The organism is Pseudovibrio sp. POLY-S9 (assembly GCF_001431305.1).
Lineage (GTDB): Bacteria > Pseudomonadota > Alphaproteobacteria > Rhizobiales > Stappiaceae > Pseudovibrio.
In genome coordinates this window covers 1-26,896 of sequence record NZ_LCWX01000165.1, presented here as the reverse complement: position 1 = coordinate 26,896, position 26,896 = coordinate 1, and the positions used below count along the sequence as shown (strand labels likewise).

30 protein-coding genes are annotated in these 26,896 nt (G+C 51.2%); 8 read left to right on the top strand and 22 right to left on the bottom strand.

Features of this window, described 5'->3' with window-relative positions; all coding sequences use genetic code 11:
• Positions 1 to 193: 193 nt before the first annotated feature.
• The gene (locus PPL9_RS15770) at positions 194 to 988 is read left to right on the top strand and encodes a DeoR/GlpR family DNA-binding transcription regulator (RefSeq protein WP_057463598.1); all 795 of its coding nucleotides are present in this window, start codon (positions 194 to 196) and stop codon (positions 986 to 988) included.
• Positions 989 to 1,063: 75 nt separating this feature from the next.
• Positions 1,064 to 1,873, top strand: a complete 810-nt coding sequence (locus tag PPL9_RS15765; RefSeq protein ID WP_208989403.1) for a DeoR/GlpR family DNA-binding transcription regulator — start codon at positions 1,064 to 1,066, stop codon at positions 1,871 to 1,873.
• Between the two features lie 77 nt (positions 1,874 to 1,950).
• On the opposite strand, the gene ychF is transcribed toward PPL9_RS15765, so the two are convergent.
• The 9 genes from ychF to lgt all read right to left on the bottom strand — a co-directional run bounded on the left by ychF (position 1,951) and on the right by lgt (position 10,367).
• Positions 1,951 to 3,051 (bottom strand): redox-regulated ATPase YchF, encoded by a 1,101-nt coding sequence (gene ychF, locus PPL9_RS15760; protein ID WP_057463597.1) that lies wholly within the window; start codon positions 3,049 to 3,051, stop codon positions 1,951 to 1,953.
• Positions 3,052 to 3,816: an aminoacyl-tRNA hydrolase gene (gene pth / locus PPL9_RS15755; protein WP_057463596.1), complete on the bottom strand. Its 765-nt coding sequence runs from the start codon at positions 3,814 to 3,816 to the stop codon at positions 3,052 to 3,054. It lies immediately after the preceding gene.
• Positions 3,817 to 3,845: 29 nt separating this feature from the next.
• Positions 3,846 to 4,457: a 50S ribosomal protein L25/general stress protein Ctc gene (locus tag PPL9_RS15750; RefSeq protein ID WP_057463595.1), complete on the bottom strand. Its 612-nt coding sequence runs from the start codon at positions 4,455 to 4,457 to the stop codon at positions 3,846 to 3,848.
• A gap of 214 nt (positions 4,458 to 4,671) precedes the next feature.
• Positions 4,672 to 5,607 carry a ribose-phosphate pyrophosphokinase gene (locus PPL9_RS15745; RefSeq protein WP_057463594.1) on the bottom strand — a complete coding sequence of 312 codons (936 nt, stop codon included), beginning with the start codon at positions 5,605 to 5,607 and terminating at the stop codon, positions 4,672 to 4,674.
• A gap of 234 nt (positions 5,608 to 5,841) precedes the next feature.
• Positions 5,842 to 6,345 carry a hypothetical protein gene (locus tag PPL9_RS15740; protein ID WP_057463593.1) on the bottom strand — a complete coding sequence of 168 codons (504 nt, stop codon included), beginning with the start codon at positions 6,343 to 6,345 and terminating at the stop codon, positions 5,842 to 5,844.
• Between the two features lie 76 nt (positions 6,346 to 6,421).
• Positions 6,422 to 7,582 (bottom strand): Xaa-Pro peptidase family protein, encoded by a 1,161-nt coding sequence (locus PPL9_RS15735; protein WP_208989402.1) that lies wholly within the window; start codon positions 7,580 to 7,582, stop codon positions 6,422 to 6,424.
• Between the two features lie 71 nt (positions 7,583 to 7,653).
• The gene (pgeF, locus tag PPL9_RS15730; protein ID WP_057463591.1) at positions 7,654 to 8,421 is read right to left on the bottom strand and encodes a peptidoglycan editing factor PgeF; all 768 of its coding nucleotides are present in this window, start codon (positions 8,419 to 8,421) and stop codon (positions 7,654 to 7,656) included.
• A 24-nt stretch (positions 8,422 to 8,445) separates the two neighbouring features.
• Positions 8,446 to 9,537, bottom strand: coding sequence for a class I SAM-dependent methyltransferase (locus PPL9_RS15725; RefSeq protein ID WP_057463590.1), 1,092 nt, complete (start codon positions 9,535 to 9,537; stop codon positions 8,446 to 8,448).
• Positions 9,534 to 10,367 (bottom strand): prolipoprotein diacylglyceryl transferase, encoded by an 834-nt coding sequence (gene lgt / locus PPL9_RS15720; RefSeq protein WP_057463589.1) that lies wholly within the window; start codon positions 10,365 to 10,367, stop codon positions 9,534 to 9,536. The genes PPL9_RS15725 and lgt overlap by 4 nt, the downstream gene beginning before the upstream one ends.
• Positions 10,368 to 10,674: 307 nt before the next feature.
• On the opposite strand from lgt, the gene PPL9_RS15715 reads away from it, so the two are divergent.
• The 5 genes from PPL9_RS15715 (at position 10,675) to PPL9_RS15695 (ending at position 14,075) form a co-directional block, all read left to right on the top strand.
• Positions 10,675 to 10,959: an accessory factor UbiK family protein gene (locus PPL9_RS15715; protein WP_057463662.1), complete on the top strand. Its 285-nt coding sequence runs from the start codon at positions 10,675 to 10,677 to the stop codon at positions 10,957 to 10,959.
• A gap of 281 nt (positions 10,960 to 11,240) precedes the next feature.
• The gene (locus tag PPL9_RS15710) at positions 11,241 to 11,741 is read left to right on the top strand and encodes a YbjN domain-containing protein (protein ID WP_014286739.1); all 501 of its coding nucleotides are present in this window, start codon (positions 11,241 to 11,243) and stop codon (positions 11,739 to 11,741) included.
• Positions 11,738 to 12,559, top strand: coding sequence for a pyrroline-5-carboxylate reductase (gene proC, locus PPL9_RS15705; protein ID WP_057463588.1), 822 nt, complete (start codon positions 11,738 to 11,740; stop codon positions 12,557 to 12,559). The genes PPL9_RS15710 and proC overlap by 4 nt, the downstream gene beginning before the upstream one ends.
• Before the next feature lie 341 nt (positions 12,560 to 12,900).
• A complete protein-coding gene (locus tag PPL9_RS15700; RefSeq protein WP_057463661.1) occupies positions 12,901 to 13,593 on the top strand; it encodes a hypothetical protein in 693 nt (230 codons plus the stop codon).
• Between the two features lie 125 nt (positions 13,594 to 13,718).
• Positions 13,719 to 14,075 (top strand): tRNA-binding protein, encoded by a 357-nt coding sequence (locus PPL9_RS15695; protein ID WP_057463587.1) that lies wholly within the window; start codon positions 13,719 to 13,721, stop codon positions 14,073 to 14,075.
• 568 nt (positions 14,076 to 14,643) lie between these two features.
• Here the strand turns inward: PPL9_RS15695 and PPL9_RS15690 are convergent.
• The 3 genes from PPL9_RS15690 to PPL9_RS15680 are packed head-to-tail and all read right to left on the bottom strand — an operon-like array spanning position 14,644 to position 17,258.
• Positions 14,644 to 16,026 (bottom strand): ATP-binding protein, encoded by a 1,383-nt coding sequence (locus PPL9_RS15690; protein ID WP_057463586.1) that lies wholly within the window; start codon positions 16,024 to 16,026, stop codon positions 14,644 to 14,646.
• 44 nt (positions 16,027 to 16,070) lie between these two features.
• The gene (locus PPL9_RS15685; protein ID WP_057463585.1) at positions 16,071 to 16,772 is read right to left on the bottom strand and encodes a response regulator transcription factor; all 702 of its coding nucleotides are present in this window, start codon (positions 16,770 to 16,772) and stop codon (positions 16,071 to 16,073) included.
• 9 nt (positions 16,773 to 16,781) lie between these two features.
• The gene (locus PPL9_RS15680) at positions 16,782 to 17,258 is read right to left on the bottom strand and encodes a MarR family transcriptional regulator (RefSeq protein ID WP_057463584.1); all 477 of its coding nucleotides are present in this window, start codon (positions 17,256 to 17,258) and stop codon (positions 16,782 to 16,784) included.
• Between the two features lie 319 nt (positions 17,259 to 17,577).
• Here PPL9_RS15680 and PPL9_RS15675 point away from each other — a divergent pair, with 319 nt between their 5' ends.
• The gene (locus tag PPL9_RS15675; RefSeq protein WP_057463583.1) at positions 17,578 to 18,477 is read left to right on the top strand and encodes a branched-chain amino acid aminotransferase; all 900 of its coding nucleotides are present in this window, start codon (positions 17,578 to 17,580) and stop codon (positions 18,475 to 18,477) included.
• A 61-nt stretch (positions 18,478 to 18,538) separates the two neighbouring features.
• Here the strand turns inward: PPL9_RS15675 and PPL9_RS15670 are convergent, their stop codons facing one another.
• The 10 genes from PPL9_RS15670 to PPL9_RS15625 form a co-directional block, all read right to left on the bottom strand.
• Entirely contained in the window at positions 18,539 to 19,795 is a 1,257-nt protein-coding gene (locus tag PPL9_RS15670; protein WP_057463582.1) for a multidrug effflux MFS transporter, read from the bottom strand.
• A 152-nt stretch (positions 19,796 to 19,947) separates the two neighbouring features.
• Complete coding sequence (locus PPL9_RS15665; RefSeq protein ID WP_057463581.1) at positions 19,948 to 20,436, bottom strand: molybdenum cofactor biosynthesis protein MoaE; 489 nt, start codon at positions 20,434 to 20,436, stop codon at positions 19,948 to 19,950.
• 42 nt (positions 20,437 to 20,478) lie between these two features.
• Positions 20,479 to 20,730, bottom strand: coding sequence for a molybdopterin converting factor subunit 1 (gene moaD, locus PPL9_RS15660; RefSeq protein WP_057463580.1), 252 nt, complete (start codon positions 20,728 to 20,730; stop codon positions 20,479 to 20,481).
• Between the two features lie 60 nt (positions 20,731 to 20,790).
• On the bottom strand, positions 20,791 to 21,363 hold the full coding sequence (gene pgsA / locus PPL9_RS15655) for a CDP-diacylglycerol--glycerol-3-phosphate 3-phosphatidyltransferase (protein WP_057463579.1): 573 nt from the start codon (positions 21,361 to 21,363) through the stop codon (positions 20,791 to 20,793).
• 117 nt (positions 21,364 to 21,480) lie between these two features.
• Positions 21,481 to 21,762, bottom strand: a complete 282-nt coding sequence (locus tag PPL9_RS15650) for an HlyU family transcriptional regulator (protein WP_057463578.1) — start codon at positions 21,760 to 21,762, stop codon at positions 21,481 to 21,483.
• 27 nt (positions 21,763 to 21,789) lie between these two features.
• Complete coding sequence (locus PPL9_RS15645) at positions 21,790 to 22,428, bottom strand: thymidine kinase (RefSeq protein WP_057463577.1); 639 nt, start codon at positions 22,426 to 22,428, stop codon at positions 21,790 to 21,792.
• A 117-nt stretch (positions 22,429 to 22,545) separates the two neighbouring features.
• Positions 22,546 to 23,235, bottom strand: coding sequence for an HAD family hydrolase (locus PPL9_RS15640; RefSeq protein ID WP_057463576.1), 690 nt, complete (start codon positions 23,233 to 23,235; stop codon positions 22,546 to 22,548).
• Positions 23,236 to 23,284: 49 nt separating this feature from the next.
• Entirely contained in the window at positions 23,285 to 24,190 is a 906-nt protein-coding gene (locus tag PPL9_RS15635) for an endonuclease/exonuclease/phosphatase family protein (protein ID WP_208989401.1), read from the bottom strand.
• A gap of 209 nt (positions 24,191 to 24,399) precedes the next feature.
• Positions 24,400 to 26,412 (bottom strand): excinuclease ABC subunit UvrC, encoded by a 2,013-nt coding sequence (uvrC, locus tag PPL9_RS15630; protein WP_244273402.1) that lies wholly within the window; start codon positions 26,410 to 26,412, stop codon positions 24,400 to 24,402.
• Positions 26,413 to 26,534: 122 nt separating this feature from the next.
• Positions 26,535 to 26,804 carry a hypothetical protein gene (locus tag PPL9_RS15625; protein WP_280139060.1) on the bottom strand — a complete coding sequence of 90 codons (270 nt, stop codon included), beginning with the start codon at positions 26,802 to 26,804 and terminating at the stop codon, positions 26,535 to 26,537.
• Positions 26,805 to 26,896: the final 92 nt, after the last annotated feature.

Here is a 26,896-nt window from a genome sequence, read left to right as displayed (position 1 = left end):
GGTGCAGGGCGTCATTGATGAGGAACGTAAGGTAAAGCCAGAAATACCAGTCACAGGCTTGCACGGCATACCGCTGCGTGACGAGGTGATTTTTGGCCGCGACATCACCGGCAATCGATCTTAGCTTTACATTCAAACGGTATTTGACTAATTTTATGAAAGATTAAATAAAATTGTACACGAGGGTTGTGTTGTGATCGTCCGCATAATCGAATTGGTGCGACGCTATAGAACGATACGGCTCTCCTTACTGGCCACTGTACTGGATTGCTCTGTCGATGAGATCCTGTATGCCGTTGATGGCCTGGAAAACAACAGTATCATGCGCGTGCGAGGCAGTTCCCTGGTTTCGAATGAAGCCATTGCAGAGAGTGATATCAGCGTGCGCATGCACTCTCGGTTTGCAGAGAAGAATGCCATTGGCAAACTTGCTGCCAGCCTGATTAAGGATGGTGAAAGTTTGCTGATTGAGGCGGGCAGTACGCTTTCCCTTTTTGCCAATCATCTGAAAGAGAAGAAAAATCTCTCCATCGCAACGACAAGCCCGCTGATTGCGGAGAGCCTTGTCCGGCACAGTCGCACGTGTAGTGTTGAGTTGATTGGCGGTAGGCTGGAAGCGCATACCACTGCGCTTCATGGTGAGGAGACGCAGGCGCGTATTCGTGACCTGAAGGTGGACTGGACCATCCTTAGCCCTACGAGCATGTGTATTCAAAAAGGGGCCTGCTACTTCCACAAGGTTGATGCTGAAACCAGCTTGCTTATGCAGCGCAGTGCGCAGAAAACTATGATGTTGAGTGACAGTTCCAAGTTGGGCGTTCCCAGCCGCTACACCGCGCAAACAATGCAGGGTGTTGATGTCTTTATTACTGATAATAATGGGGAATTAGGCTTTGCTGAAGTCGACCATCATCTTAGAAAAGCGCGCGTTTTTCATGCGATTTCCGAGGATGCTGACAGTGAAGATTTCATTCTTCTGAATAGTTGATAAATTTTAATCTTCTTCGATAAAAATGAACATTGTTTACTACCGGAATAGTATCTTGGATCTAGGCCAATTTAGATGATTAATGACTTAATGGTGGACGTTCTCGCCAATCTGGTTAAGCGCCACAGACGTATTTCATTGACTGCTGCGGCAGATATTTTAGGAATGGATTTTGAAGAACTCACCAGTCTGGCGAAGGTGCTGTCGGATCGTGAGGAATTTGAACTCTTCGACAATTCTATTTGCTTCCTCATGCCACGAGATCAGGATGCCTATCGAGTAAGGCTTCGCAGCCATTACATCGAGAAGTATGCAATTGGTCGGCTGGCGACTTCATTCTTCAAGACTGGTGACCATGTGGTTGTTGAGTCCGGAAGCACAATGACAATCCTGGCGCAGCATCTTGCTCAGGTGCCGCAGATAAAGGTTTCGACCAACTCATACGCAGTCGCCTCAATGATGATTGGGGCTGAGACGGCTGCAGACATCCATGTGATTGGTGGCAATCTCTATACCGACGGGCAGGGGGCTTTGGGGCCGATTGCTCTGGGTACGGTTGAGAGCCTTGAGGCGGACTGGGGGATCATTTGTCCTGTCGGTTTGTCCACTGAGGGGGATCTCATGTACTACGTGGAAGAGGAGGCTAAGTTCGCGCGGGCCGTCATGGCGTCTTGCAAGCGAACTATGGTGCTGTGTAACTCCAGCAAGATTGGCGTTCCGAGCCGGTTTGTTGCCAACTCATGTGCTCAAGCAGATATGCTGATCGTGGATAGCGGCGTTGAGCCAAGTATTCTTGACAAGCTGATCGCGCAAGGCGTGAGAGAAGTCCACGTGGCTGATGTGGAGGCAGAAGCTTCCAGTGAGATTGTTTTGTTAGATATTTGATTCTTATCTCATTGATTTTTCAATAAAAAAGGCGCTCGATTGAGCGCCTTTTGCTTTATAGCGATTGTGCCATAGACTTATGTGTTGAACTTGAAGAGCAGCACATCGCCATCCTGAACGATGTATTCCTTGCCTTCGTCGCGTGCTTTACCTGCTTCTTTAGCCGGGTTTTCGCCGCCAAGCTCAACGTAGTCGTTGTAAGCGATGGTTTGTGCGCGAATGAAGCCGCGTTCAAAGTCCGTATGGATGACGCCAGCAGCCTGAGGGGCTTTGGTGCCTCTTGATACGGTCCAGGCGCGTGTTTCTTTTGGGCCAGCTGTGAAGTAGGTGATCAGGTGTAGTAAGTCGTAGCCTGCGCGGATCAAACGGTCTAGGCCAGGCTCTTCCAAGCCCATGTCAGCCATGTATTCACGCTGCTCTTCGTCTTCCAGCTGTGCAATTTCTGCTTCAATCGCGGCTGAGATGACAACGGAGGCTGCGCCTTGCTCTTCTGCCATAGCCTGAACCTTAGCGGACAGGCTGTTACCTTTGTCTGCAGATTCTTCTTCCACGTTACACACGTAGAGAACTGGCTTGGATGTCAGCAGGTTCAGCATTTCGAGCTGTTTGACGTCTTCCGGATCGGTGAGGCCAAGCGCGCGCACTGGCTTACCATCCTGAAGAATTGCCAAGGCCTGTTCCATGATCGGAAGAGCCATCTTGGCGTCTTTGTCGCCAGACTTCGCTTTTTTGGCAAGCGGTGCAATACGCTTTTCGAGGCTTTCCATATCAGAAACCATCAGTTCGGTTTCGACTGTTTCTGCATCAGCGATTGGATCGATCTTGCCATCAACGTGCGTGATGTCATCATCTTCAAAGCAGCGCAGAACGTGTGCGATTGCGTCTACTTCGCGGATGTTAGCGAGGAACTGGTTGCCCAGGCCTTCCCCTTTGGACGCGCCGCGCACGAGGCCTGCAATGTCTACGAAAGTCAGGCGGGTCGGGATGATCTCTTTGGAGCTAGCGATTGCTGCAATCTTGGACTGGCGTGGATCCGGCACAGCAACATCACCAGTGTTTGGCTCAATGGTGCAGAACGGATAGTTTGCTGCCTGCGCTGCTGCTGTCTTCGTCAGAGCGTTGAAGAGGGTAGACTTACCAACGTTAGGCAAGCCGACGATGCCGCACTGAAAACCCATTTATTCTTGTCCTTTCGATCCAAACAGCTGCTCAAGCGCTGACGCGAGCGGCCCTTTTTTGTTAGCTTCTTTGTCCTGATAGCCCGTTGCTTTTGGAGCTGGCTTTTTTTCTGGTTCCGGCTTGGCAGGGTCCTGCTTCTTTTTAACAGCAGCCTCGCGCGAGCTGTCCTTTTTGTAAGGTTTACCAGAGCCTTCCGGGCGTGTTGCCAGTGTCACCTTGTTGGCGAACTGGTTGTCGTGATGTTGTGCAAGCAAAGGAGCGTTGTCTGCAACTGCCTCCAGAAGAGGCTCAAGCCACTCCTGATCCGCTTTTGCAAAATCACCCAGGACCCATTGATGTACGCGGTCTTTATGGCCGGGATGGCCAATACCAAGGCGTACACGGCGATAGGCATCCGTGATGTGTGCTGTGATGGAGCGCAGGCCATTGTGGCCTCCGTGACCGCCGCCATTCTTCATGCGGAACTTCGCAGGAGGCAGGTCCAGCTCGTCATAGAGCACGACAACATCTTGTGGGGTGAGCTTGTAGAAACGGAGTGCTTCACCTACGGAACGACCGGATTCGTTCATGTAGGTCATTGGCTTCATCAGCAGGACTTTTTCACCTGCCAAAGTGCCTTCAGAAACCTGAGCCTGAAAGCGAGCCCGCCACGGGCTGAATGAGCTATGGCGGCGATGAACTTCATCTGCCGCCATGAACCCGATATTGTGACGATTACTCTCGTATTTAGGGCCTGGATTACCGAGGCCGACTAACAGCTTCATAGGTATTGTTCCAAACCCTAGTTAGAGAATTACTCTTCGCCTTCACCTTCTTCAGAAGCGTCGTCTTCTTTCAGACCTGCTGGTGCAACAATCGTGGAGATTGTGAAGTCGCGGTCTGTAATGGTCGGAGCACAACCAGCTGGGAGCTTAACAGCAGAGATATGCTGAGAAGAACCGAGGTCAGCTTCACCAAGATCGATTTCGAGAGCTTCTGGGATAGCGTTCGCTGGAACAGTCATTTCAACGGTGTGACGTACAACGTTGATAACACCACCGCGCTTAAGACCTGGGGAAGTTTCTTCGTTGAGGAACTTCACTGGGATTTCTACGGTCAGGGTAGCGTTTGCAGAAACACGCAGGAAATCAACGTGCATCAGAGTGTCTTTTACTGGATGCAGCTGGAAGTCTTTTGCAATTACAGAAGTCTTTTCGCCGTTCAGGTCGATTGTGCCGACGTGAGACAGGAAACCGCCCTTATGCAGGGTCATGGTTGCTTCTTTAATTGGCAGGCTGATAGACACTGCTTCTTTTTTGTCGCCGTAGATTACTGCTGGTACAAGACCTTCACGACGAGCTGCACGAGCGGCCCCCTTGCCGGCCCGTTCACGCACCTGTGCTTTCAGCTCATAGCTGTTTGCCATGGTGGAATCTCCTAGTTTGATTATAAAAGTAAGGCCGCGGGAGCGACAGATTTCTGCGCTCAACTACGGCCAACTTCGCACGCCTCCTCCAAGGGTGTCGACGTACGCGGCTCGTATAACCGATACTCCCAGAAAGAGCAAGGGCAACTGCTGAGCCTACAATAAGAAAAACCGAGGCGTACCCCGGTTTCTCAAAGCTTGTGATTAGAGCTCGTTATGAATCGAACAAGCTGGAAACAGAGCGTTCCTGAGATGTGCGGTTGATCGCTTCGCCCATGAGTGGGGCGATCGAAATAGTGCGGATGTTTGGAGCAGCCTGGACAGCAGCCGTTGGCTCGATAGAATCAGTGATTACCAGTTCTTTGAGCTTGGATGCTGAAACGCGTGCCACTGCGCCACCTGAAAGGACACCATGTGTGATGTAGGCCGTGACGGACTTAGCACCAGCAGCAAGAAGTGCATCTGCTGCGTTGCAAAGGGTTCCGCCAGAATCGACGATGTCATCCACAAGGATACAATCGTAGCCGCTCACATCACCGATGATGTTCATGACTTCGGATTCACCAGGCTTGTCGCGGCGCTTATCAACGATGGACAGAGGAGCTTCAATGCGCTTTGCTAGTGCACGCGCACGAACCACACCGCCAACATCCGGAGAAACAACCATGACGTTGGTTGTGTCATAGTGCTCTTTGATGTCACGGGTCATCACCGGCGCACCGTAAAGGTTGTCGGTTGGGATGTCGAAGAAGCCCTGAATCTGCGCAGCATGCAGATCGAGTGTAAGCACTCTGTCTGCACCAGCATTGGTGATCAGGTTGGAAACAAGTTTCGCAGAGATTGGCGTACGAGGCGCTGACTTACGGTCCTGACGGGCGTAGCCAAAGTATGGAACCACTGCGGTAATGCGACGTGCTGAAGAACGGCGGAGCGCATCAATGATGATCAGCAGTTCCATGAGGTGGTCATTTGCCGGATAGCTTGTAGGCTGAATGACAAAGACGTCCTCACCGCGCACGTTCTCCTGGATTTCAACGTAGATTTCTTGGTCTGCAAAGCGGCGAACCTGGCACTTCGACAATGGTACATCAAGATACTTTGAAATTTGCTCGGCCAGCGCGCGATTGGAGTTACCCGCGACGATTTTCATAACCCGCAAGTCCTTCTTGGGCTTTGATCTCACCCTGTGACATTTGTCGGTGGTGAGGTGGAAATTTGCGTCCCTTGGTGGAACCCGATTTCTTCTGGTAAGGCGTCCTGACAGGTCGCCTTGCGCGCCTTTTAGCAACCTCGTCTTAAGCCGACAATAGCCAGAACGCACAGCAGCTCAGCTTTTTTGCAAAAGCTGAGCTGCGTAATCGTGTATCTATTTGATTTTATTAGGTCACTTGCTGTGTAACCATGCTTCTAAAGAAGCAATTGTTCTGGTCGCAATTCTTCGCAGTGCATCGCTTGAAACATCAGCCCATGGATCGCCAGAGTTGCCGCCAGTTTGCTCCTGGCCATCAATCCGGTGAACACGGTTTCCATTTGCGTCAATAATATCAAATACATAGAAGACGGTGGTGGTGTACTGATCGCCAGCCGCGGTCAAGAATCCTTTGACTCGGTACGTTGCTGGTGCACCAACGCGTCTGACGAGGTTGAGATTCGCTGCTGCTGCGCGATTCCCCAGTTGCTCAGAGAGATCGTCGGCAATATTGCCAGGCAGTCCGGTCAGCTGCTCAAATGCAAAAGTTGCTTTTGCCGGAGAGACAGTCGGAGGAGCTGACTTGGTTTCAATCATGTCCCCGATGCTGGAAGGGGGAAGAGGGTTTGCCGCACAGCCTGCAAGAATTGCCATAGCGGCAATGATTAATACCCGAGGTAAAAGTACGAGCTTCAGCATGTCAGTCCTTAAAGTCCACTCAGAGAATCAGCGTGGGGTGCCCCAATAGATTCGTAAAGGTTAATTATGGCAGTCTTTACCCTGCCTTCACAGGGAGGTCGAGAGAAAGCTGTGATAAGCTTTCAGGCCCATCTGCGTGTGTGATGTAGGTTTGGCCCAAAGTCATAGCGGTTTCGCTGTCTGAATCCATGATGATCATGTGCATAAACAACACCATGTTTTCATGAATTTCATGTGCATTTTCTTTGAAAGCCATGTAGGGCGGCTCCATCCAGCTTGGTGTGAAGCGGGCACCAAGTGAATATCCGCAGGCATTCAGGCGGTGTGGCATCAGGCCGCGATCATCCAGAATGTTGGCGTGTGCAGCAAACAGATCGCCAAACGTGTTGCCCACCTGCATGGCTTGTTCAACGGCCAGAAGGGCATCTTTTGCGGCGCGGTGGAGTTCCAGATGGCGCGGCGTTGGCTCTCCCAGAATAACTGTGCGGATGGAGGCAGCGTGATAATGGCGGTAAACCCCCGCCCATTCGATGGTGAGTTGATCGTTTTCTGAGAGGGTTCTGCGACCAGATTTGTAGCGGCAGAGAAGGGCGTCTGGGCCTGAGCCAATGACGAATTCGTTTGCCGGATAGTCGCCGCCGCCTTCAAACACTGCGCTTTGCATCTTAGCCAGAATGCGGCCTTCGTCGGCTCCGGGTTTGATTTCCTCCATACCGGCAAGGAAAGCAGCATCGGCGAGTTTGCCTGCGGTTCTGACATATTCCAGCTCAGTTGACGATTTGACCAGACGGAGCTCCTTTATGATGTCGGAAGCGTCATCGACGTCTGCAAAGGAGTGCAGAGATTCGTCCAGCAACCGGCCATTGGCAGCGGTGAGGCCGTGGGTGTCATATTCCACGCCGATGCGGGTGCCGAGCAGGTCGAGATCAAACAGAAGCTCTTTTACCTGACCAACCGGAGATTTGCCTGCGACGTCCATCCAGAGGCGAATGTCTTTGAGGTTGGAGGTGTTGCGGGCTTGGCGCAGATCAGCGTAGCGGGTGAGAAGGATAGGTTCTTCACCAGGGCGGTAGATCAAGCACTGGAAGAAGCAATAGCCGAAGGTGTCAAAACCTGTCAGCCAATACATGCTCTCCTGTGCGAAGATCAGCAGGCAATCGAGATGACGCTCTTTGAGTTTGGCGTCCAGAGCAACACGGCGCTCAGCAAATTCTTCCGGTGCAAAGTGCAGGGCCATGGTTTTCTCCCAATCCATAGTTTGCAAAGCAATGTGAAACAGAACTTACTCTTGCTCGTCCGTCAGCACAATCAGGCGGTCAACATGATAGTTGATATCTGACGTCCGTAATCTGGTTCTTTGTTATGGGTGGTTCTTCGGTAGGAGAAGAACCTGTCCGCATCCGCATAGGTGCATAGTTTGAGGTCGATGACGTCTTTGAGGCCAAGTTTGTCCAGTTGGGCTTTGATGAAAGCCGGTAGATCAAACATACTGTGCAGTGATTTTTGTGAGGGAACGAAGAATCGCTTGTTGTCCTGAGACTGTTCGAGGAAGCGCACCACAAACTCCGGGCCAACCTCATAAGCCTGCTGTGAGATCATCGGGCCCATCACAGCTGTGATGTTCGATGGATTTGCACCCAGTTGTTGCATGGCTTGAACGGTGTTGGGCAGGATGCCATCGACGGCGCCTTTCCAGCCTGAGTGGGCTGCGCCGATAATTCCGTTGTCCGGATCAGCGAACAGGATCGGGCCGCAGTCTGCGGTCAGGATGCCAATGGCGAGGCCGGGAGTGTTGGTGACGAGAGCGTCTGCGCGCCTGTCATCTTCCTCAGTAAAGGGCGCAGATACGTTCAGCACCTTGGCCGAGTGGATCTGGTAGGGGGTAACCATCCGTTCAGGTGTTGTGCCGAGTTGATCGGCAACACGGCGGCGGTTTTCCAGAACGTCTTCACGGACATCGCTTGAGCCCAGGCCGACGTTGAGGCCTTTGTAGATGCCGGAGGAAACACCTCCTTTGCGGGTGAAGAAGCCATGTGAAAGGCATTGCATTGCTTCAAGCTCTGGCACTTTAATCATTGGCTTCTCCCTGCTTCGATGCGTTCAATTCTGGAAAGGAATTGGTTTTTCTGAGGTATTGGTGATGCTAAGGACTTTGAAGAGCGTGCCCATCTGGTCATCGGCTGCGAGGCGCTCCACGTCTTTGCGGATCTGGTCCTGATCCAGAGTGGATTTGCCAGTCCCAAGTTGCCCTGCGCGCTCCAGCAGTCCAAGACCGAGGAGAAACTCGCCCTGACCGATTGGGCCGTGCACGTTTGCCCCTTCTGCAGTGGCTGCGCTGGCGAGTGCCTGAAAGTTGACGTGGGCGGTTAAGTCCGCTTCACCGCAATGTTCCAGCGTGGAGACGTATTCGTGCTTCTTGAGGGCCTGAAACGTGTCGCCTGTAGCCGTCTTTGCATAGCCGTAATCTATGAGCAGAGCAGCACCACCGTTTGCTTTAAGGCGCTGACCGATTTGTGAGGCAATTGCGGTGGAGGCTGGAGACAGCTCCAGCGTATCGCCCAGTTTTGCCTGTAAACCGGCTTTGGCGACGTCTGCCGGAGACAGAGTGCCTGAGCCGATGCCAAATGTCAGATTGCCATCGGCATCCAGCCCAACACAGCGCTCACGCCAGCCGTGCTCGGTGAGCTGGTACTGGTGGATTGGGAGAGCATCGAAAAGTTCATTGGCAACGAGCAGGGTTGGGCCATCCGGGATGGTCTCCAGCGTGTCGTGCCACTTGATTGTGTAGGCTTTGAGCAGTTTGCGCTGTGCTTTGCGTAAGGATGGGCTGGTTTCGACCAGGTGAATCTGAATGTTGGCGAGCATCTGCGGGCGTAACGAGATAACACGCAGGATGTCTTTCATTAAAGTGCCGCGGCCCGGACCCATTTCGACCAGATTCACCGGGCCTTTCAAATCCTGCGAAAGCCATTGATGCATAAGCCAGGCACCGATCAGCTCGCCAAACAGCTGTGAGATTTCTGGTGCCGTGGTGAAATCACCTTTCGTCCCGAATGGCTGCTGGCGCATGTAGTAGCCATACTCGGGATCAGAGAGGCATATGCCCATATATTCAGCGAGGGTCATTGGACCATGGTCGGCGATGCGCTTTTTGATTTTTTCCTGAAGTGGCGTGGACGCAGAGCTGGTCATTTTGCTTCTTTGATTTCCGTGTTTCTTTTGAGAGCCCAAATTACGACCGCTATGCCGATCAAAACCATCGGCAGACTCAGCAGCATCCCCATAGTGAAGAAGCCTGCGAGGTAGCCGATGTGGGCATCCGGTACGCGGTAGAATTCTACGAAGGTGCGTGCCAGACCATAACCGATGGCGAAGCTGCCTGCGAGAACGCCCGGTTTTTGCAGCAGTTTGAAGCGATGGGACAACAGGCGCAGCACGAAGAACAGAAGTGCTCCTTCCAGCGCTGCTTCATAAAGCTGGCTTGGGTGTCTTGGTTCTGGCCCGCCGGTTGGGAAGACAACGGCCCATGCCACATCTGTCGGGCGGCCCCATAGCTCTGAGTTGATGAAGTTGGCGATACGCCCGAAAAAGAGACCGATTGGGGCGGCGATGGCGGCCAGATCAAACATGGTCCAGCCAGACAGGCCACGTGCTCTGGAATAGATGATCAGCACAACAATCATGCCCAACAGACCACCGTGGAAGGCCATGCCTCCCTCCCAGACAGCCAGAATGTCTGCTGGATTGGCGAGGTAGTAGGGCAGATTGTAGAACAGGACGTAGCCGAGGCGCCCACCCAGAACAATGCCGAGCGTTGCCCACATGACGAAGTCGTCGATGTCTGTTGCTGTTGGATGAGCTGTCTTGTTCCAGAGTGGTGCGTTGCGGACGGTTACGATCATGTAGCGCCATGCAAGAAGAATTCCGGCGATATATGCCAGTGCATACCAACGGATGGCCAGTGGTCCGAATTCAATCAGAACCGGATCAATCATCGGGAAAGGTATTGCTAAGAGCGGCATATGAAACCCTTCTGTTATTAAAGTGCCCTGCGCTCAGAGACCCTCACGCACTTTACTCTAATTCGGTTTGTTTGAGCGCATTGCAAGTGTTTGATCGGAGGTTATCAAACCTCATGCGCTTCAGTTCAGCGAGCATTCCGATAAGTGAAGGATTTGGTCAAGTGGTTTGTGGCAGGTGTTCAACACAAGCTTTCGACATCTTACTGACAGGTTCTTTAGGGTTCTGGGTGCAAATCAGCTCTCAGCGCTTGAAACTGGCGGGCCGGACCAATACTTGTTTGTGAGAGAGAAATTTAAAGAGGACGCCATGAGCCAGTCTCCAAATCGTATGTTTGACGAGTTTGCAAAGCTGATGACCGATGCCGCTGGTGTTGCGCAAGGTGCGAAGCGGGAAGTAGAAACCGCATTCCGAGCGCAGGCCGAGCGTTTCATGTCGGATATGGATCTGGTTTCGCGTGATGAGTTTGACACAGTCAAAGACATGGCGATCAAAGCGCTTGATGAAGTTGAAAAGCTTGAAGAGCGCCTTGCAGCAGTAGAAAAGCGCCTTGCCGATCTAGATGAAAAAGCTGCGCCAGAAGACAAAGCGTAGGTTTGGCTGAAAATTACATGTGAATATGCTGTGGGCGGCTTTGAGTCGTCCACAATTTTCGCAATGATCTGTCTATTCCCCCTATAGGGGAAAGGCCAAATCTATCGGTATATTGGCAAAAAAGGGATTCGATGTCCTGCATCAACAGTTCCGGTCTGGAACTTCCTTTGTAGTACATGCTTCTATCCAAGAGCACGTAAGTGTCTGGTCCATGATCACTCGACCCGCGTCCATCCGGAGTGGGTAGACAAACCATTCCTCAAACGGAAAGAGGACCGGAAATGAGCCTTATTGAGTTCGGCACGGAACGCCCCCTGAATCCGGTTGATACCATTGAAAACCTTGCAACCGGTAATGACTGGTCCTTTGAACGCCTTGGTGATGACGAGATTTCCATATCGGTTACAGGGACTTGGTGTGATTACCACGTAACCTTTTCATGGATGGAAGAGTTGGAAGCACTGCATATGGCAAGTGCGTTCGACCTCAAGGTTCCTGCTCCCAGAAAAGATGAGATTGTTCGTCTGCTTGCGCTCATTAACGAGCAGCAGTGGATGGGGCATTTTGATATCTGGGGTCGTGAAGGTGTTGTTATCTTCCGTCAGTCGCTTTTGCTGGCTGGTGGTGCAGAAGCCAATTCATCTCAGATAGAAGTCCTTTTCTCTAATTCTCTTGATTCATGTGAGCGGTATTATCAATCGTTCCAGTTTGTCGTGTGGGCTGGCAAAACAGCACAGGAAGCGATGGAAACTGTGATGTTTGAAACTGCCGGTGATGCATGAAACTAACGAATGAACGCCCGCTTGTTCTGATTGGAGCAGGCAAAATGGGTGGTGCCATGCTTGCTGGCTGGATGAAGCAGGGTATGGCACCTGAACATGTTGTGGTTGTTGACCCTAACCCACCATCAGACACACTTGAAACCATCACTGCACACAGCATCCCCTGGCACAAGAGCGTGCCAGAAGGTGTTGTGGCGGGTGTGCTGTTGATGGCTATCAAGCCACAAATGATGGAAGAGGTGCTGCCAACGCTTACTGATGTTGCCGATGAGGGCAGCATCATCCTTTCTGTTGCTGCGGGCACAACAATCAAGCGCTTTAAAGATACGTTTGGAGCAGCCCAGCCTGTTGTGCGCGTGATCCCGAATACGCCTTCTCAGGTAGGGCGAGGTGTGACTGCAGGTTATGCTTCTGTTGAAGTTCAGGATGAGCAAAAGGCTTTGATGAGCTCCCTGCTTGAAACAATTGGCGCGTTTTACTGGGTGGATGCTGAAGAGCAGATTGATCTGGCAACAGCTGTCAGCGGTTCCGGTCCTGCCTACGTGTTCCATCTGGTTGAAGCCATGAGTGAGGCTGGTCAACGATTGGGGTTGAATGCCGAGCTTGCAGAGGCTTTAGCTCGCGGAACAGTCGCAGGCTCTGGTGAGCTGCTCCATCAATCTCCCGAGAATGCTGATGTTTTGCGCAGGAATGTGACCTCTCCCGGTGGGACGACAGCTGCTGCGCTTTCCGTTTTGATGGGAGATGATGCTTTGACAAACCTGATGAGTGAGGCTGTTGCAAAGGCAGCTCATCGCGCCACAGAACTTGCTGACTAAAGCTGCGCCTGTTTGTGCAGGTTCTGCCGCGCTGCTTTAGATTTTGTTGTCGCGTCTCTTTAGCCTAAAATCGGTTTCCACTTCTTGGAGATACGTTTTCAGCAGGTTCCAAAATTGCTCGATATTGAAGTAAAGCCTCGGTTACTAGACTGAGGCTTTTTCTTTGTATCTGTGCTGCTCCTGTGTGTATGATTAGGTGTTGATGCGTAGTTAGAGCAGGTCGCGTTCATTTACATTCACGCTCCGCACTCTAACTTCTTTAGTGGAGCGAATTCTTAGCGTTTGATTGAAGCCAATCAAACGGAATGCGCTCTGGAGTGTTGGCCATACAGGAGCGTGCCATGCCCACCGAAAAGACCCATCAGAAAGTCATCGCAAGTTTTATTGAGTTGCTGGAAACACACCGGATTGAAGAGATCACTTATACAGCGATCGCGGATAATGCTGGTGTGAAGATTGAGGTGGTGCGGGCGTGTTGCAATGGAAAGCTGGATCTGCTGGCAGCGTTTATGCAGGACATTGACCAGAAAGTTCTGAAAGAGCGTGATCCTGACCTGATGGATGAGACACGGCGTGATCGGCTGTTTGACGTCCTCATGTGCCGGCTTGATATCATGGAACCGCATAGAGAGGCGATCCGGAACCTACGCAAAACAGTGGTGAAAGACCCGGCTTTGGCCATGCACATGCACAAGCTGGTGACACGCTCGATGAAGTGGATGCTGGTGGCAGCAGGCATTGAAGAATTTGGTTTGCGCAGTGTCGGTATGTCCAATGCTTTGGCTTTGGGTTTTGAGCGGTTGGTTCGGGTTTGGCTTGAGGATGACGCGCCGGGACACCCGAAGGTTATGGTTGCCGTCGACGACATGCTGGCGAACGGTGAAAAATGGATGGGCCGCGCTTGCCGTGTTGAGAAAGTGGCAGCTCCCTTTATTGAAGGGCTGGGACGTTTGTGCCAGAGACCTTCACGCCCAACAGGTAAAAGCACACCTCCACCTGAAACTGCGAATGGTGGGGCTGAAGCCAGCCCCTAAAGCAGTTCGCATTTAAGTTGAAACACTTGAACTGCTTTGGCCTTTGTTTTTGTGTATCTTTATTCGAAAATCGGTTTCCACTTTTCGGATAAAGATACGCTGTAATTTGAGTTATTGAGAAGAATATGGACCAAAAAGAAGATACGAAAACCATTGGTATTGATGATTTTTTGAATGTAGATGTGCGTGTTGGCACTGTTGTCGAAGCTGTTGATTTTCCCGAGGCGCGTAAACCTGCCTACAAACTGAAGATTGATTTTGGTGATGATATTGGCGTGAAGAGAACGTCTGCTCAGATCACTGCTCACTATACGCCTGAGGCACTTGTTGGCCGTCAGGTGATTGCTGTGGTGAACTTCCCACCGCGACAGATCGGGCCATTTATGTCTGAGGTTTTGACACTTGGGCTAGCGGATGAGAATGGAGATATCGTTTTGCTCCATCCCGACAGCAAGGTGCCTAACGGTGGACGGATGCACTAGAGTTCGCTCAAGGTTTGCCGGACCTTTATGACGTGAGGGGAAAAACTTATTCCCCTCCTGAAATCCTCTCATATTCTGAACCTATGCCTACGTAACGGGCTGCTGGCGGAGCGACCGTCAGTTTGTCGTAGGTTGGGCGGGGCTGTTGGAAGACGTAACGCACCTTTCAGTGGTCCGGTGAACCGAACTTCAAACGTGACCGCATGGTTTGAGGGGAAGGGCCCAGGACTATAGGGTATCACGCGGTGACAGATGCAGATGTACCGGCAGGGAGACTTGCTTTTGCGAAGGTGTCAGTCAAAGACGGAGGAACTGTTTGGGCATGGAAACCTGCCTGGATAAGCCATTGTCTTTCCGGGAAACCGGCTATCGTGCCTTATAGGCAAAAGAGGCGACGTAGTTCATTACAAGAAAGCCCGGGCAAGGCGTGTAGCTGATGCCGAAGACTCATTACTAACAAATAGCGCAGGTGTTGCCTGCCGCCTTGCTCATCCCGACTTCCGGGAATTCTGGTTCAACACTGCATGAGAGGTCATGTGGTGCTATTGGTGTTTGTGCACACTGTGAGCTAGATCGGAATGCGAATGCGAACGCGCAGGCCGCCCAGTGGAGACTGGCGCAAGAAGATTTCCCCCCCATGACTTCTCACAATATCCCTTGCAATTGCCAGGCCGAGGCCTGAGCCACCGCTGTCCTGATTACGGGCCGTATCAAGCCTGTGGAAGGGACGGAAGACGTTCTCCCGCTCTTCACGAGGGATACCCGGACCGTCATCATCAACTGTAATAATCAGCCAGTCGGGTGTTCGATTGCCCTTGATGCGCAGCGTCTTGCCATAGCGTGCGGCATTGGAAATCACGTTCAAAAGACAGCGTCGGAAGGCCCGGCCTTTGACGATGACAAGGGGATCTCCGTCGAAGGAGGATGCAACGTCAGCGCCAACAACCTCTGCCTCGACCTCCAGATCCTCCAGCATGAGCGAGATATCGACTGGGGCAGGCGGCTCGTCACCATAACCTTTGGAGAAGGAAAGATAGTCCTCCAACATGCGGTTCATTTCGTCAACGTCTTTACGCAGAGCATCTGCCTCAGGAGATTGAGGAAGCAGGGCAAGCTCAAGACGGAACCGCGTGAGGATGGTTCGCAGGTCATGGCTGACGCCTGCAAGCATGGTTGTGCGCTGATCAACATGGCGTTCAATTCTGCGGCGCATGTCCACGAAAGCAAGAGCGGCACGGCGGACTTCACGAGCGCCATGTGGACGGAAGTTGGAGACTTGCCGGCCTTTGCCGAATTCCTCAGCAGCATCTGCCAGTTGCTCGATTGGCCGGATTTGGTTTCTGAGGAACAAGACCGCGATGATAATCAGGACCAGCGAGGTGGCGACCATCCAGACGATGAAGATGTGTGAGTTCGACGCATATGTCTGACTGCGACGAGCGATGATGCGAAGGGTTTTGTCTTCCAGCTGGATGCGGATTTCAACGAACCGGGCTGCGCCCACTGTATCAATCCAGAATGGTTTTCCAATACGAGCCGCGATCTCGCGGGTCATGTATCGGTCGACCAAATCGAAGAGTGGTTTAGGCTTTGCTGCTGGAAGTGGCTCTTTGGGAAGGACTGACACGGACAGACCTAATGCACCTGCACTAATCCTTTTAAGCGTGGCGTAATTATCGTCATGAGCATAGGTCTCGGTCATATCGACGACAGCAGCGATTTCCCGCACCACCGCTTCAGACAGGCGGCGCGTTACCAGATCGTAGTGGCGCTCCATGAAAACGAAAGCGAGGACTGATTGCAGGATCAGGAAGGGGATAACGATGATCAGCAGAGCACGGACATAAAGGCCCTTCGGAAGCCGATAATGCAGCCAGCTGGTCACCGCGAAGTAGGGCTTTAAAAGCGTTCTGATCCATTGTGGAAGTGTGAACCGGTCTGATAAGCCCATTGTCCTCTCGCTGCTCGCCTGTGCGCTGGCTGCTATAATGGCAGCTAGTTGGTAATAAGCCGATAACCTATCCCACGCACGGTCTGCAGGTATAGGGGATTGCCGGGGTCTTCCTCAATCTTTCTTCTCAAGCGGTTCACCTGAACGTCGATTGTGCGCTCGCCAAGTGCAGCATCTGCTCCCACCAGATCAGTTCGTGCTACAGTTTGACCAGGCTTTTCCGCGAAGATGTTGAGGATTTGTTTTTCGCGATCAGTCAGGCGGACATGTTCGTCATTGCGTTTTAGTTCACCGCGTTCTGCATTGTATTGAAACGGGCCGAACGCCAACACTTCGAGTTTCATTTTTGGCTTTGGGCCACCTCTGCGGAGGATGGCGGAAATTCTAAGGAGTAATTCGCGTGGTTCAAACGGTTTTGAGACATAATCGTCGACGCCAGCTTCCAGTCCTTCAATCCGATCTTCAATATCGGAGCGGGCTGTAAGCATGAGGATGGGGACAGCTTTGGAACGGCGCAGGTCTTTTGCGAGCTCAATTCCGCTTTCGCCCGGCATCATGACGTCCAGAATGAGTAGGTCGAACTCCAGGCCGGATAATCTGCGGCGGGCTTCTACTGCGTCTCTTGCGACGGTTACCCGAAAGCCGCTTTCTCCGAGAAACCTTTGGAGCAGGTCGCGGATACGGCTGTCATCATCAATCAGGAGAATGTGAGGTGCATCATCTTCCAGAAGAGCAGAGCGGGCCACGGTAATTCCTCAATCTGTTTGTTTGGTGATGAGACGGGCAACTTCGCTGCGATCATTCTCATCAATCATAAGATATAAAAACTGGCGGACAATCTCATCACTGCCATCTGGCATCATGGAGATCGCCTTATTAATACGTTGGGACTGGAGTTTGGATAGTCGGGCACAAAATTCTGTACCTTTTTCAGTGGTATATAGCAGGCGCTGACGGCGGTCCAACGCTCCTGGTTCCTGACAAATGAAGTCATCATCCACCAACTGTTTCAAAACACGTCCTAAACTTTGCTTCGTGATTTTTAAAATGTCGAGCAGGTCAGAGACTCTGATTCCGGGGTTTCTGTGCACAAAATGAAGAACACGGTGATGGGCACGACCAAAACCCAGCTCATCGAGAAGCACATCCGGATCACCCGTAAAATCGCGATAAGCGAAGAAAAACAGTTCAATAAGGTCAAACCGTGGTGAATCGCTGTCTTTTTTATTCATTTCCTGTCCCGGATAACTGCCTATTTTTTAATCTCATAAAAAATACGTCAGTCATGTTGACTTATTTCAGAATGATAGTTACAAGTTACTCATCGCTGAAGAAAGGAAAGAACTCAACATGTCGCATGTGCGCAATAGTTGAAAAATTAGTTTCTTCATCGGTTTTACGTCGTGGGTAGGTATTGATCATCTGTAGTTGTAATACGGCTGCTCTGTATACCTGTCCTTTATAAACTCATTGATTTAGCTAGAACACACCTTGACTGGCAAGTCCTTGCCTTGCCTGCACCGTGAATTGTTCGCCATATGGAGAAGAGAAATGGCGGGTATACCCTTTGATCAACTAGAAGGCTCAATCTGGTTGGATGGAAAAATTGTTCCGTGGTCAGAGGCCAAGGTGCACGTGCTCACGCACGGATTGCACTACGGAAGCAGTGTGTTCGAAGGTCAACGCGCCTATGGCGGCGAGATCTTCAAGCTGGAAGAACACACCAAGCGCTTGCATGCTTCTGCAGAGGTTCTGGGTTTCACTATTCCGTGGAGCGAAGAGCAGATTAACGGTGCGTGTAAACAGATGCTGATTGAGAACAACCTGACAGATGCTTACCTGCGTCCGGTTGCCTGGCGCGGCAGTGAGATGATGGGCATTTCCGCTCAGTCCAACACCATCCATCTGGCGATTGCTGCCTGGGAGTGGCCAAGCTACTTCTCTCCAGAAGAGCGTTTGAAGGGTATTCGTCTGGATCTGGCGGAATACCGTCGCCCTGATCCAAAGACTGCACCGTTCAAGTCGAAGGCAGCTGGTCTGTACATGATCTGCACAATCTCCAAGCATGCTGCGGAAGCAAAAGGTTATTCCGATGCTCTGATGCTGGACTGGCAGGGCCGTGTTGCTGAAGCGACTGGCGCGAATGTTTTCTTCATCAAAGACGGGGCAATCCACACTCCGATTGCGGACTGTTTCCTTGATGGCATAACGCGCCGCACTGTGATTGATCTAGCGCGTGCTCGCGGTATCGAAGTGATTGAGCGTCGTATCATGCCTGAAGAGATGGAAGGCTTTGAACAGTGCTTCCTGACTGGGTCTGCTGCTGAAGTGACACCGGTTTCTGAAATCGGGCCGCACAGTTTTGTTCCGGGCGATATTACGAAGCTGATGATCGAGGATTACATGGCTGCTGTACAGCCTGCGAAAGAAGAGTTGCTTGTTGCAAGCTGATTTCTTCGCTGCATGAAAATTCAAAGCCCGCTGCTCTGACTGAGTGGCGGGCTTTCTCGTTTTATTCGGTTGCGAGCTGTTGTTCGTGCTGCGGTTTGAAGAGTTTGCCGTTTTCTGTGATCAGCACGCAGATCAAGCCAAGGATCGAGAACAAAGCGACACCATAGACGAGGGGAAGTTCGGTCCCATTGTACAACTTGCCAACTCCAGCACCGAGCAGGGCGCCGATCAATGTGGTGATGAAGCCAATCATGGCCGAGCCAGCGCCTGCAACGCGCCCCAATGGTTCCATTGCCATGGTGTTGAAGTTCGGGCCGATGAAGCCGAAGAAGAACATTGCCAGTGATTGAATTGCTATGAATGACACGATGGTCAGACTACCACTGTAGGCAATTGCTGCTGTCAAAACAGAAGTTGCGGTAAAGCCAAGCAATGCCATATGCGACATTCTTCTGAGGCCATATTTCTCCACCATTTGAGAGTTCAGGTAGGAGGAAAGAGCCATCGCGATTGAGATTGCTGCAAACACGATTGGGAACAGGTCAGCGAGCGCAAAGCGCTCCATAAAGACTTGCTGCGCAGAATTGATGAATGCGAACAGGCAGGCAAAGATGAATGTCATGGCCATCATGTAGCCTACAGTCACACGAGTGGTGAGGGCTAACCGATATGCACTGAGGACAGAACGTAATTCGAGTGGGCGCTGGTTTATAGGGTCGAGGCTTTCAGGAAGGCGCATCGAACACCAGACAAATAAGAGCACTCCAAACAGAGTCAGGGCAGCGAACACGCCTTGCCATGGAGCGACCCACAGGACGATCTGTCCGAGAAATGGAGCAATCACGGGGGCAATCTGGAAAGCCACCATGACCAGGGACATCACCTTGCCCATTTGACGACCGCTGTACCAGTCTCGGATCATTGAAATGGATGCGACGCGCGGCGCTGCAGCTCCGATACCCTGGAGGGCTCGAGCTGCGAGCATGTGCTCATAGCTTACAGCGAATGTCGAATACACTCCGCCAATGATGTACAGGCTGAGGCCTATCAGCAACGTGGTTCGGCGACCAATCGTATCCGAAAGCGGACCGAAAAAGAGAGAAGCAAAAGCGAGACCAAGCATGTAGGCTGTGATCACCAATTGGCGATCATTGTCGGCGACAGATAATGCAGTGCTCATAGCTGGAAGAGCCGGGAGCATCATTGACGTCGCAACCGCGTTCAGCGCCATAAGCGCTGCAACAAGGCTGACAATTTCCCATAAGGAAAGCCCAGGATGAGGTGCTCGCTCATGCTGCAGATCAGAAACTGCAGACATCAGAGACCTGTTTGTTGGGTGCAAAAAAGGTAAGAGGTCGCGATTGCGACCTAATAAACTCAAATTAGCTTCTATTTGAACTGGCAAACATGGCTATGTCAAGGCAAGTGCCAGTTCATTGTTGCGTGCTGCATGTTTATGGAATGCTGGCGCTATTTGGTTTTCTGCTCGTCCCAGCGCGCTGCATCGGCATCATCAACTGCCTTGGCCTCGACCCAAGTTCCCTCGGATGCTTCTTTGAGATGCTCTTTCTTCCAAAATGGTGCCTGAGTTTTCAGGAAGTCCATTAGAAAGTCAGAAGCTTCGAAGGCGGCTCGACGATGAGAGCTGGTTGCTATGACCAAAACAATGTTGTCGCCTGGAGGAATTTTGCCAAAACGATGAATGATCGTGAGGCCTGTCAGAGGCCAACGTTCAACGGCTTGCTGCGCAAACTTTGAGATTTGAGCTTCGGCCATGCCTGGGTAATGTTCTAGCTCTAGAGCTTCAAGTGTACCGCCTTCATCGCGGCAAAGACCGGTGAAGGTAACGATAGCTCCGACATCCTTACGGCCTTTGGTGAGGATTTCTGTTTCCGCTAAAACGTCGAAATCTTCAGCCTGAACGCGGACTGTAAATTCTGTGATAGTGCTGTTTGACATGGTACTCGCAGACTCTGAGATATGCTGGAGGGAAGGTGTTCCTCAACCGCCTGTCATTGGCGGGAAGAATGCAACTTCTTCAGTTCCAGACAAAACGTGATCTTCTTCTACGTGTTCCTGATTGACTGCGATGCGAATGGTTTCTGGCTGTTCGAAGGCAAATGCATAACCTTCATCACGAGCTGCGAGCCAACTCATCAATTCGCCTGCGGTTTTAACAGTTTCTGGAAGCTCAATGGTTTCCTCAGAGGTTCCAGTGCGCTCACGCAGCCAAGCGAAGTAACGAATTTTCATGAGATTGAGCCCCGGTATTGTATGGCTTCCTTTTTGTGGAAGCCTTGTCTCTTACAGGAATTAGTCTTCAATCAGATGGCCAATTCCGGCGCGGAAGTAGTCATACCCCGTATATAGGGTCAAAATCGCTGCGACCCAAAGTAGCACTATACCAGTTGATGTGGTGTAGGGGAAAACAACATCGCCAGCATCACCTGCGAGCAAAAAGCCCAAGGCAACGAGTTGGACAGTGGTTTTCCATTTAGCCAGTTTGGTAACAGGGACTGATACACGAAGCTCAGCAAGGAACTCACGCAAGCCGGAAACAAGGATTTCCCGGCAAAGAATGATGATGGCAGCAAAGATGGACCAGTTTCCGATTGTCTGATCCCATGCCAATATAAGGAGGCAAACAGAAACAAGAAGTTTGTCGGCAATTGGGTCCAGCATGCGACCAAGAGCGGACTGTTGCTGCCAAATTCTGGCGAGGTAGCCGTCAAAGAAATCTGTGATTGCAGCTATGAAGAAGATACTCAATGCAATCCAACGGGCAGTGTGGGTTGGGAAATAGAAACACACAGCCAGAGCTGGCACAGCAGCAATACGGCCGTAAGTAAGAATATTTGGAAGCGAAAATATAAGCTTACGGGACATATGAACCTTCAAGTTTACGCGGCTAACAAGCGCTCATACGCAGGGTGTGCACATCCAAGTGCGTCCTGTCAATTGTAGCACGCTTATTTGTGCAGGACTTCGGGGGAGTATACGGGATTATGTAAACATCCCGTCACCCATTTCCTTAATGATCTGCTTTGCCTTGCGTGAAGAGAACTCTTTTGCTTCATCCTCAGAGCCATGTGTGTCTGCGCGGATAAAGGTATGCTCTTTGGTCTCTTCATCAAATTGCTTGGTGATGCGACCCGCAGTTTGCCACTGTCCACCACGGCGAGAAGGTTCAGAGTAAATCAGGTAGCCTTCAAATTCTTCTGCCTTTGCAGCTGGCGTTGATTTTTCATCTTTGTTGCCGCCAAACAGATTTGAGAAAAAGCCCATGTTTATTCTCCCAGACTAAACGTAGTTTTATTGGTCTACAGGTTCGCACATCATGTCTGCGAGTGCATCCTTGTTTTCACCGTTAGGTTCTCCAAGTTTGCGCATGGACCAGTGTTTTCTGCAAAGTGAGATGTAGGACTCCTCACCGCCGATGACAACCTGATCACCTTCTTCGACAATGTTTCCGCTTTCATCCACGCGGGCCACCATTGTTGCTTTGGATCCGCACCAGCAGATGGTTCTCACTTCGCGGAGGATATCTGCAATGGCGAGGAGTGCGGCACTGCCTGGAAACATCTTGCCCTGAAAGTCAGTTCTCAAACCGTAAGCCATTACAGGAATACGAAGATGGTCCGCAACATGGGCCAGCTGCCAGACCTGTTCTTCTGTCAGGAATTGTGCTTCATCGATGAAGACCGCGTTGAACTGGTGCTCTTTGAGTTGTTCCTCAATACAAGCGAACAGATCAAGCTTTGTGTCGTAGATGAGGGCGTCTGATTTCAAACCTATACGCGATGAAATTTCTCCGACCTTGGTGCGATTGTCGAGGGCTGCTGTGAACAGCAAACTGCGCATGCCGCGCTCCTGATAGTTATAGGAGGCCTGCAGCAGCAGAGTGGATTTACCAGCATTCATTGCGGAGAAATTGAAATATAGTTTTGCCATTGGCCCTTCGCGGCGCGGCGCGCCTCATCGCGTTCAATCTGATTAGGTCTTCATACATGGATTCGTGAGAGAGGCCAGAACCCTGGGAGGTTACTCACAAGGTTCCACGGCAAACTTTTAGCGTGAGGCGTATCCAGCAACCAAACTTGGTAATTCACGCATGCAGGCTATGGAATGATCCGGAAGAACTGGGGATCGATTGGCATGCTGCAGAGGGTTAAACCAGACAGAAGTGGCACCGATATTGTTCGCGCCTGCAATGTCGTGCTCCAAAGAGTCGCCGACATGGATGAGTTTGTCGGGGCTCATACCAGCCATTGAAAGCATGGCATCAAAGAGACGGGGATCCGGTTTTTTGTAGGGGTACTCTTCTGCCATCACCACGAAATCGAAGAGGTGAGCGATGCCTGCGCTTTTGGGGCATGAGTTGCCGTTGGTGATGAGCGCTGTCTTGTAGTTTCGCTTCAGCGTCGCGAGCGTTTCTTTGACATGAGGGTAAAAGTAAGGGTCCCCGAAACGGACTTTCTTGAAGATCTCCAGCGCCTGCTCAGACAAATCCTTAGCATTACTCAGTGGATTAAGAGCTTGTTCAAATGAAGCTCTTCGAATTTCCAGATAGCGAATGTTGTTGGGGTCTGCGTCTTCAACGAGGGATTTATGTATTTTTTTGAGGCGTTTGGGCGTGATGGGTTTGTCGGAGTAATGGCTTAAAAAACTTGCGGTGGTGATGAGGGCTTCGTCCAGAATTCGTTGAAAATCAAAGAGGGTTTGGTCTGCATCGAAGGATATAAGCAATTCTCGTGGCATTCCAAATTTCCCTCCGGACCGATCCCTATAAAGTTATTATATGCTTACTTTAGGGTAATATGTGAAGTGTCGCGAAGATTGGAAAATGGTCTGAGCCGACATCTTCGTCAATTATGAGGTCTTTGATTATAATTTCTTCAGAAGAGGTGATGTGATCGACTTTTGATCCCAACACTTTTCCAAGAAATGGATTGATAAAATATCGAGTTGTCTGCGGAATGAGGCTGGTGAACGTTGTTTTCAGCTTCAAATCTGAAAGCAGTTTCTGAAAGGTATCTGACCAGACAGGGGTGTTCCAGTCCCCTAAAACCATAATGGGTGAATCTGTCCGCTGTTCCCGGATGTAATTTGACACGTAATTCATGTAGGTCGTCCGTCCGTCCAGACGATGTTGACTGCGTGGACTTGCCGGATGGATTGCATAGAGCTGGATCAGGGTGCCGCTGATGTCGACATCAGCGCTCAGAAACTCGCGCGGGATGTACCCGTTTTGCCCAAGGCCAGGTATATGAACCCGTTTTGAGTTCTTTAGCGGAAATTTGCTGAAGACTGTGAGATCAGTGTCGCGCTTTGCTGGGGGCAGGATAGCGTATTGATAATTCTCTGTAAGGAATGTTTTCAGACGGGGAGTTGCGCTTGCGGTTTCCTGAAACACGATCAGGTCTGGTTGACGTTTTTCAATCAGCTCTTGCAAGGCCTCCTTTTCGAACTGCATATGCAGGAGATTGAGGCTCATGACGTTGAACGACTTGCTCTTGGGGTGGTTATCCAGAATTGCGACAGGTTGAGTGACGAGACGGATGCTGGTGACCATCCAGAAGCTGGAGATGATCAATCCTAAGAGACAGAGTAAATGGAGCCAGTGCAGCTTTCTGGCCAGTACGAGCCAGAGTAGGAGACCGACAAAACCCACTGCGATAAGCTGAGGGATGAAGAAAGCTACCGCTTCACTCAACAGGTTTCCAGGAGCGAATAAAGAGGCGAGGAGCAAGAAGGTGACCGCAAGTGTTCCTACGCGCACCAGATGAAGCAAGATCGGGGTATTCGGTTTTTTCTTTGATAATACCCTGTCTGAACGCACTGCTCTCACCTTTGGTTGTTAAGTTTTGATGAGAATAGCGCAGAGTCGTTTTCTATTTGTGAAAACAATGCGTTATCCCGTGATTATTCGTGGAAGTGGTTGTAGATCAGTTTTGCAATGCTTTCGGAGATTCCTGAAACAGCTCGCAAATCTTCGATGCCAGCTTTTGAAACTGCTTTTGCAGTGCCGAAGTGACGAAGTAGAACGCGCTTTCTTGTCGGACCAATACCCGCAATTTCATCCAGTGGATTTGCGACGATTGCCTTCTTGCGGCGGGCTCTGTGGGAGCCGATCGCGAAGCGGTGTGCCTCATCTCGCATGCGTTGCACAAAGTACAGGACCGGATCACGTTCAGGTAACATGAAACTTTGTTTGCCCGTGACGAAGAACTTCTCGCGGCCTGCATCGCGGTCTGGGCCTTTTGCAATGCCGACCAATGGGATGTCCGTGATGCCCATCTCTTCGAGTGTTTCGCGGACGGCGCTGAGCTGGCCTTTACCGCCATCGATCAGCACCAAATCAGGCCATGGAGGGATGTCAGCATTGGATGGCGCAACATCCTGCTCTTCTTCACCGGTTTTTTGCTCAGTTTTTGATTGTGCGGTAAAACGGGCAGCTTGCTCGTAACCTTCCGGGTTCTCCTTCATCAAGCGGGCGAAACGGCGTGAGAGCACTTCTCGCATCATTCCGTAGTCGTCGCCCGGGATCAGGTCTTCCGACTTGATGTTGAACTTTCTGTACTGGCCTTTTGCAAAACCATCTGAGCCCGCAACAATCATTCCGCCAACAGCATTGGTGCCTGAGATGTGGGAGTTGTCGAAAACATCGATGCGACGTGGCGTACGGTCCAGATCAAAGGCTTCAGCGACGCCCTTCAAGAGTTTCAGCTGGCTGGATGTCTCAGCAAGCCTACGGCCAAGAGCGCCCTTGGCATTGGTGAGCGCATGCTCCACCAATTCGCGTTTTTCGCCGCGCTTTGGTATTGCAACTTCGACCTTGCGATTGGCCCTTGCAGAGAGGGCTTCTGCCAGTAGTTCTTGCTCTTCCAATTCATGAGAGAGCAAGACCATTCGTGGTGGTGGTTTATCCTCGTAGAACTGGGAGAGGAAGCTCTCCAGAATTTCCGAGGGTTCGTAGCTTTTATCCGCTTTAGGAAAGTATGCGCGGTTGCCCCAGTTTTGTCCTGTGCGAAAGAAGAAGACTTGTACGCATGTCTGGCCGCCTTCCTGATAGGTGGCGAAAACATCTGCTTCTTCAATACTCTGCGGATTGATGCCCTGATGGCTCTGGACATGGGACAGTGCAGAAATGCGGTCGCGATAGACAGCCGCCTGTTCAAAGTCGAGGTTATCTGAAGCTTTTTCCATAGCGACCGCCAGGTCTTGCTTGATGAGCTGGCTTTTGCCTGAGAGGAAGGATTTTGCTTCAGCGACAAGTCCTTTGTAGTCCTCAATGGAGATCTCACCAGTGCAGGGGGCTGCACAACGCTTGATTTGGTAAAGCAGGCAAGGGCGTGAGCGATTGGAATAGTAGCTGTCGGAGCAGTTGCGGATGAGAAACGCCTTTTGCATGGCGTTGATTGTGTCATTGACAGCGCCAGCGGATGCAAATGGTCCGAAGTAATCGCCTTTGCGGGCCCGAGCACCGCGGTGTTTGATCAGGGCAGGGGCTTCATGGTCGGCACTGATCAGGATGTATGGAAAGGACTTGTCGTCACGCAGGAGAACATTGAAGCGAGGGCGCAAACGCTTGATGAGGTTTGCTTCCAGCAGCAATGCTTCTGGTTCTGTGCGGGTTTCAACGAACTCCATGGCAGCAGTTGCCATGATCATCCGCATGATGCGGTTGGATTGGCCCTGAAGCCGAGTGTAACTTGTGACGCGCTTTTTCAGTGACCGGGCTTTGCCCACATAGAGGACTTCGCCGTCTTCATCAAACATGCGGTAGACGCCGGGGCCAAGGGGCAAGCGTTTTACGAAGTCTGCAATGACTTCAACACCCTTTACGCCAGGTTTGCGCGGCGCTGCATTGCTTTCAAACTGGATGTCTGGATTGCTTTGGGGCACATCGACATTGTCTTCTGCTTGAGCAGGCATGTCAGATGTGTCTTTAGCCATGATCCAATTACTCTCGGTGTATGCTGAAATAAAATATGGAAACGCACCTTATCCGATTCAACGGCAGGTGCGGTCTCTCAGAAGTGTTTTAGTTGTGTGTCCTAGACGAAATCCAGAGCAAATACGCCGTAGATGTAAGCGACATAGGCAACGCTGAGGAATATGCCCCATGCTTTGCCAAGGCACAGACGCTTGGCGGCAAAGATATACAGCAGTACAGCACAGGCTAGCATGACCCAGATGTCGAAGACGAGGATCTGTTCTGGGATCGGGATTGGAATGATTGTAACCGTGATGCCCATGATCGCCAGCAGATTAAAGACATTGGAGCCAATGACATTGCCGAGCGCGACTGCAGAGTGCTGACGAATGGCTTGTGTGGATGGCTCCTGCTTTGCAAGACATTTTTGAGATGATCGGTACCTTTGTCAGAAGCAGTCATGTGTCCGGCCTGTTTGCGCGG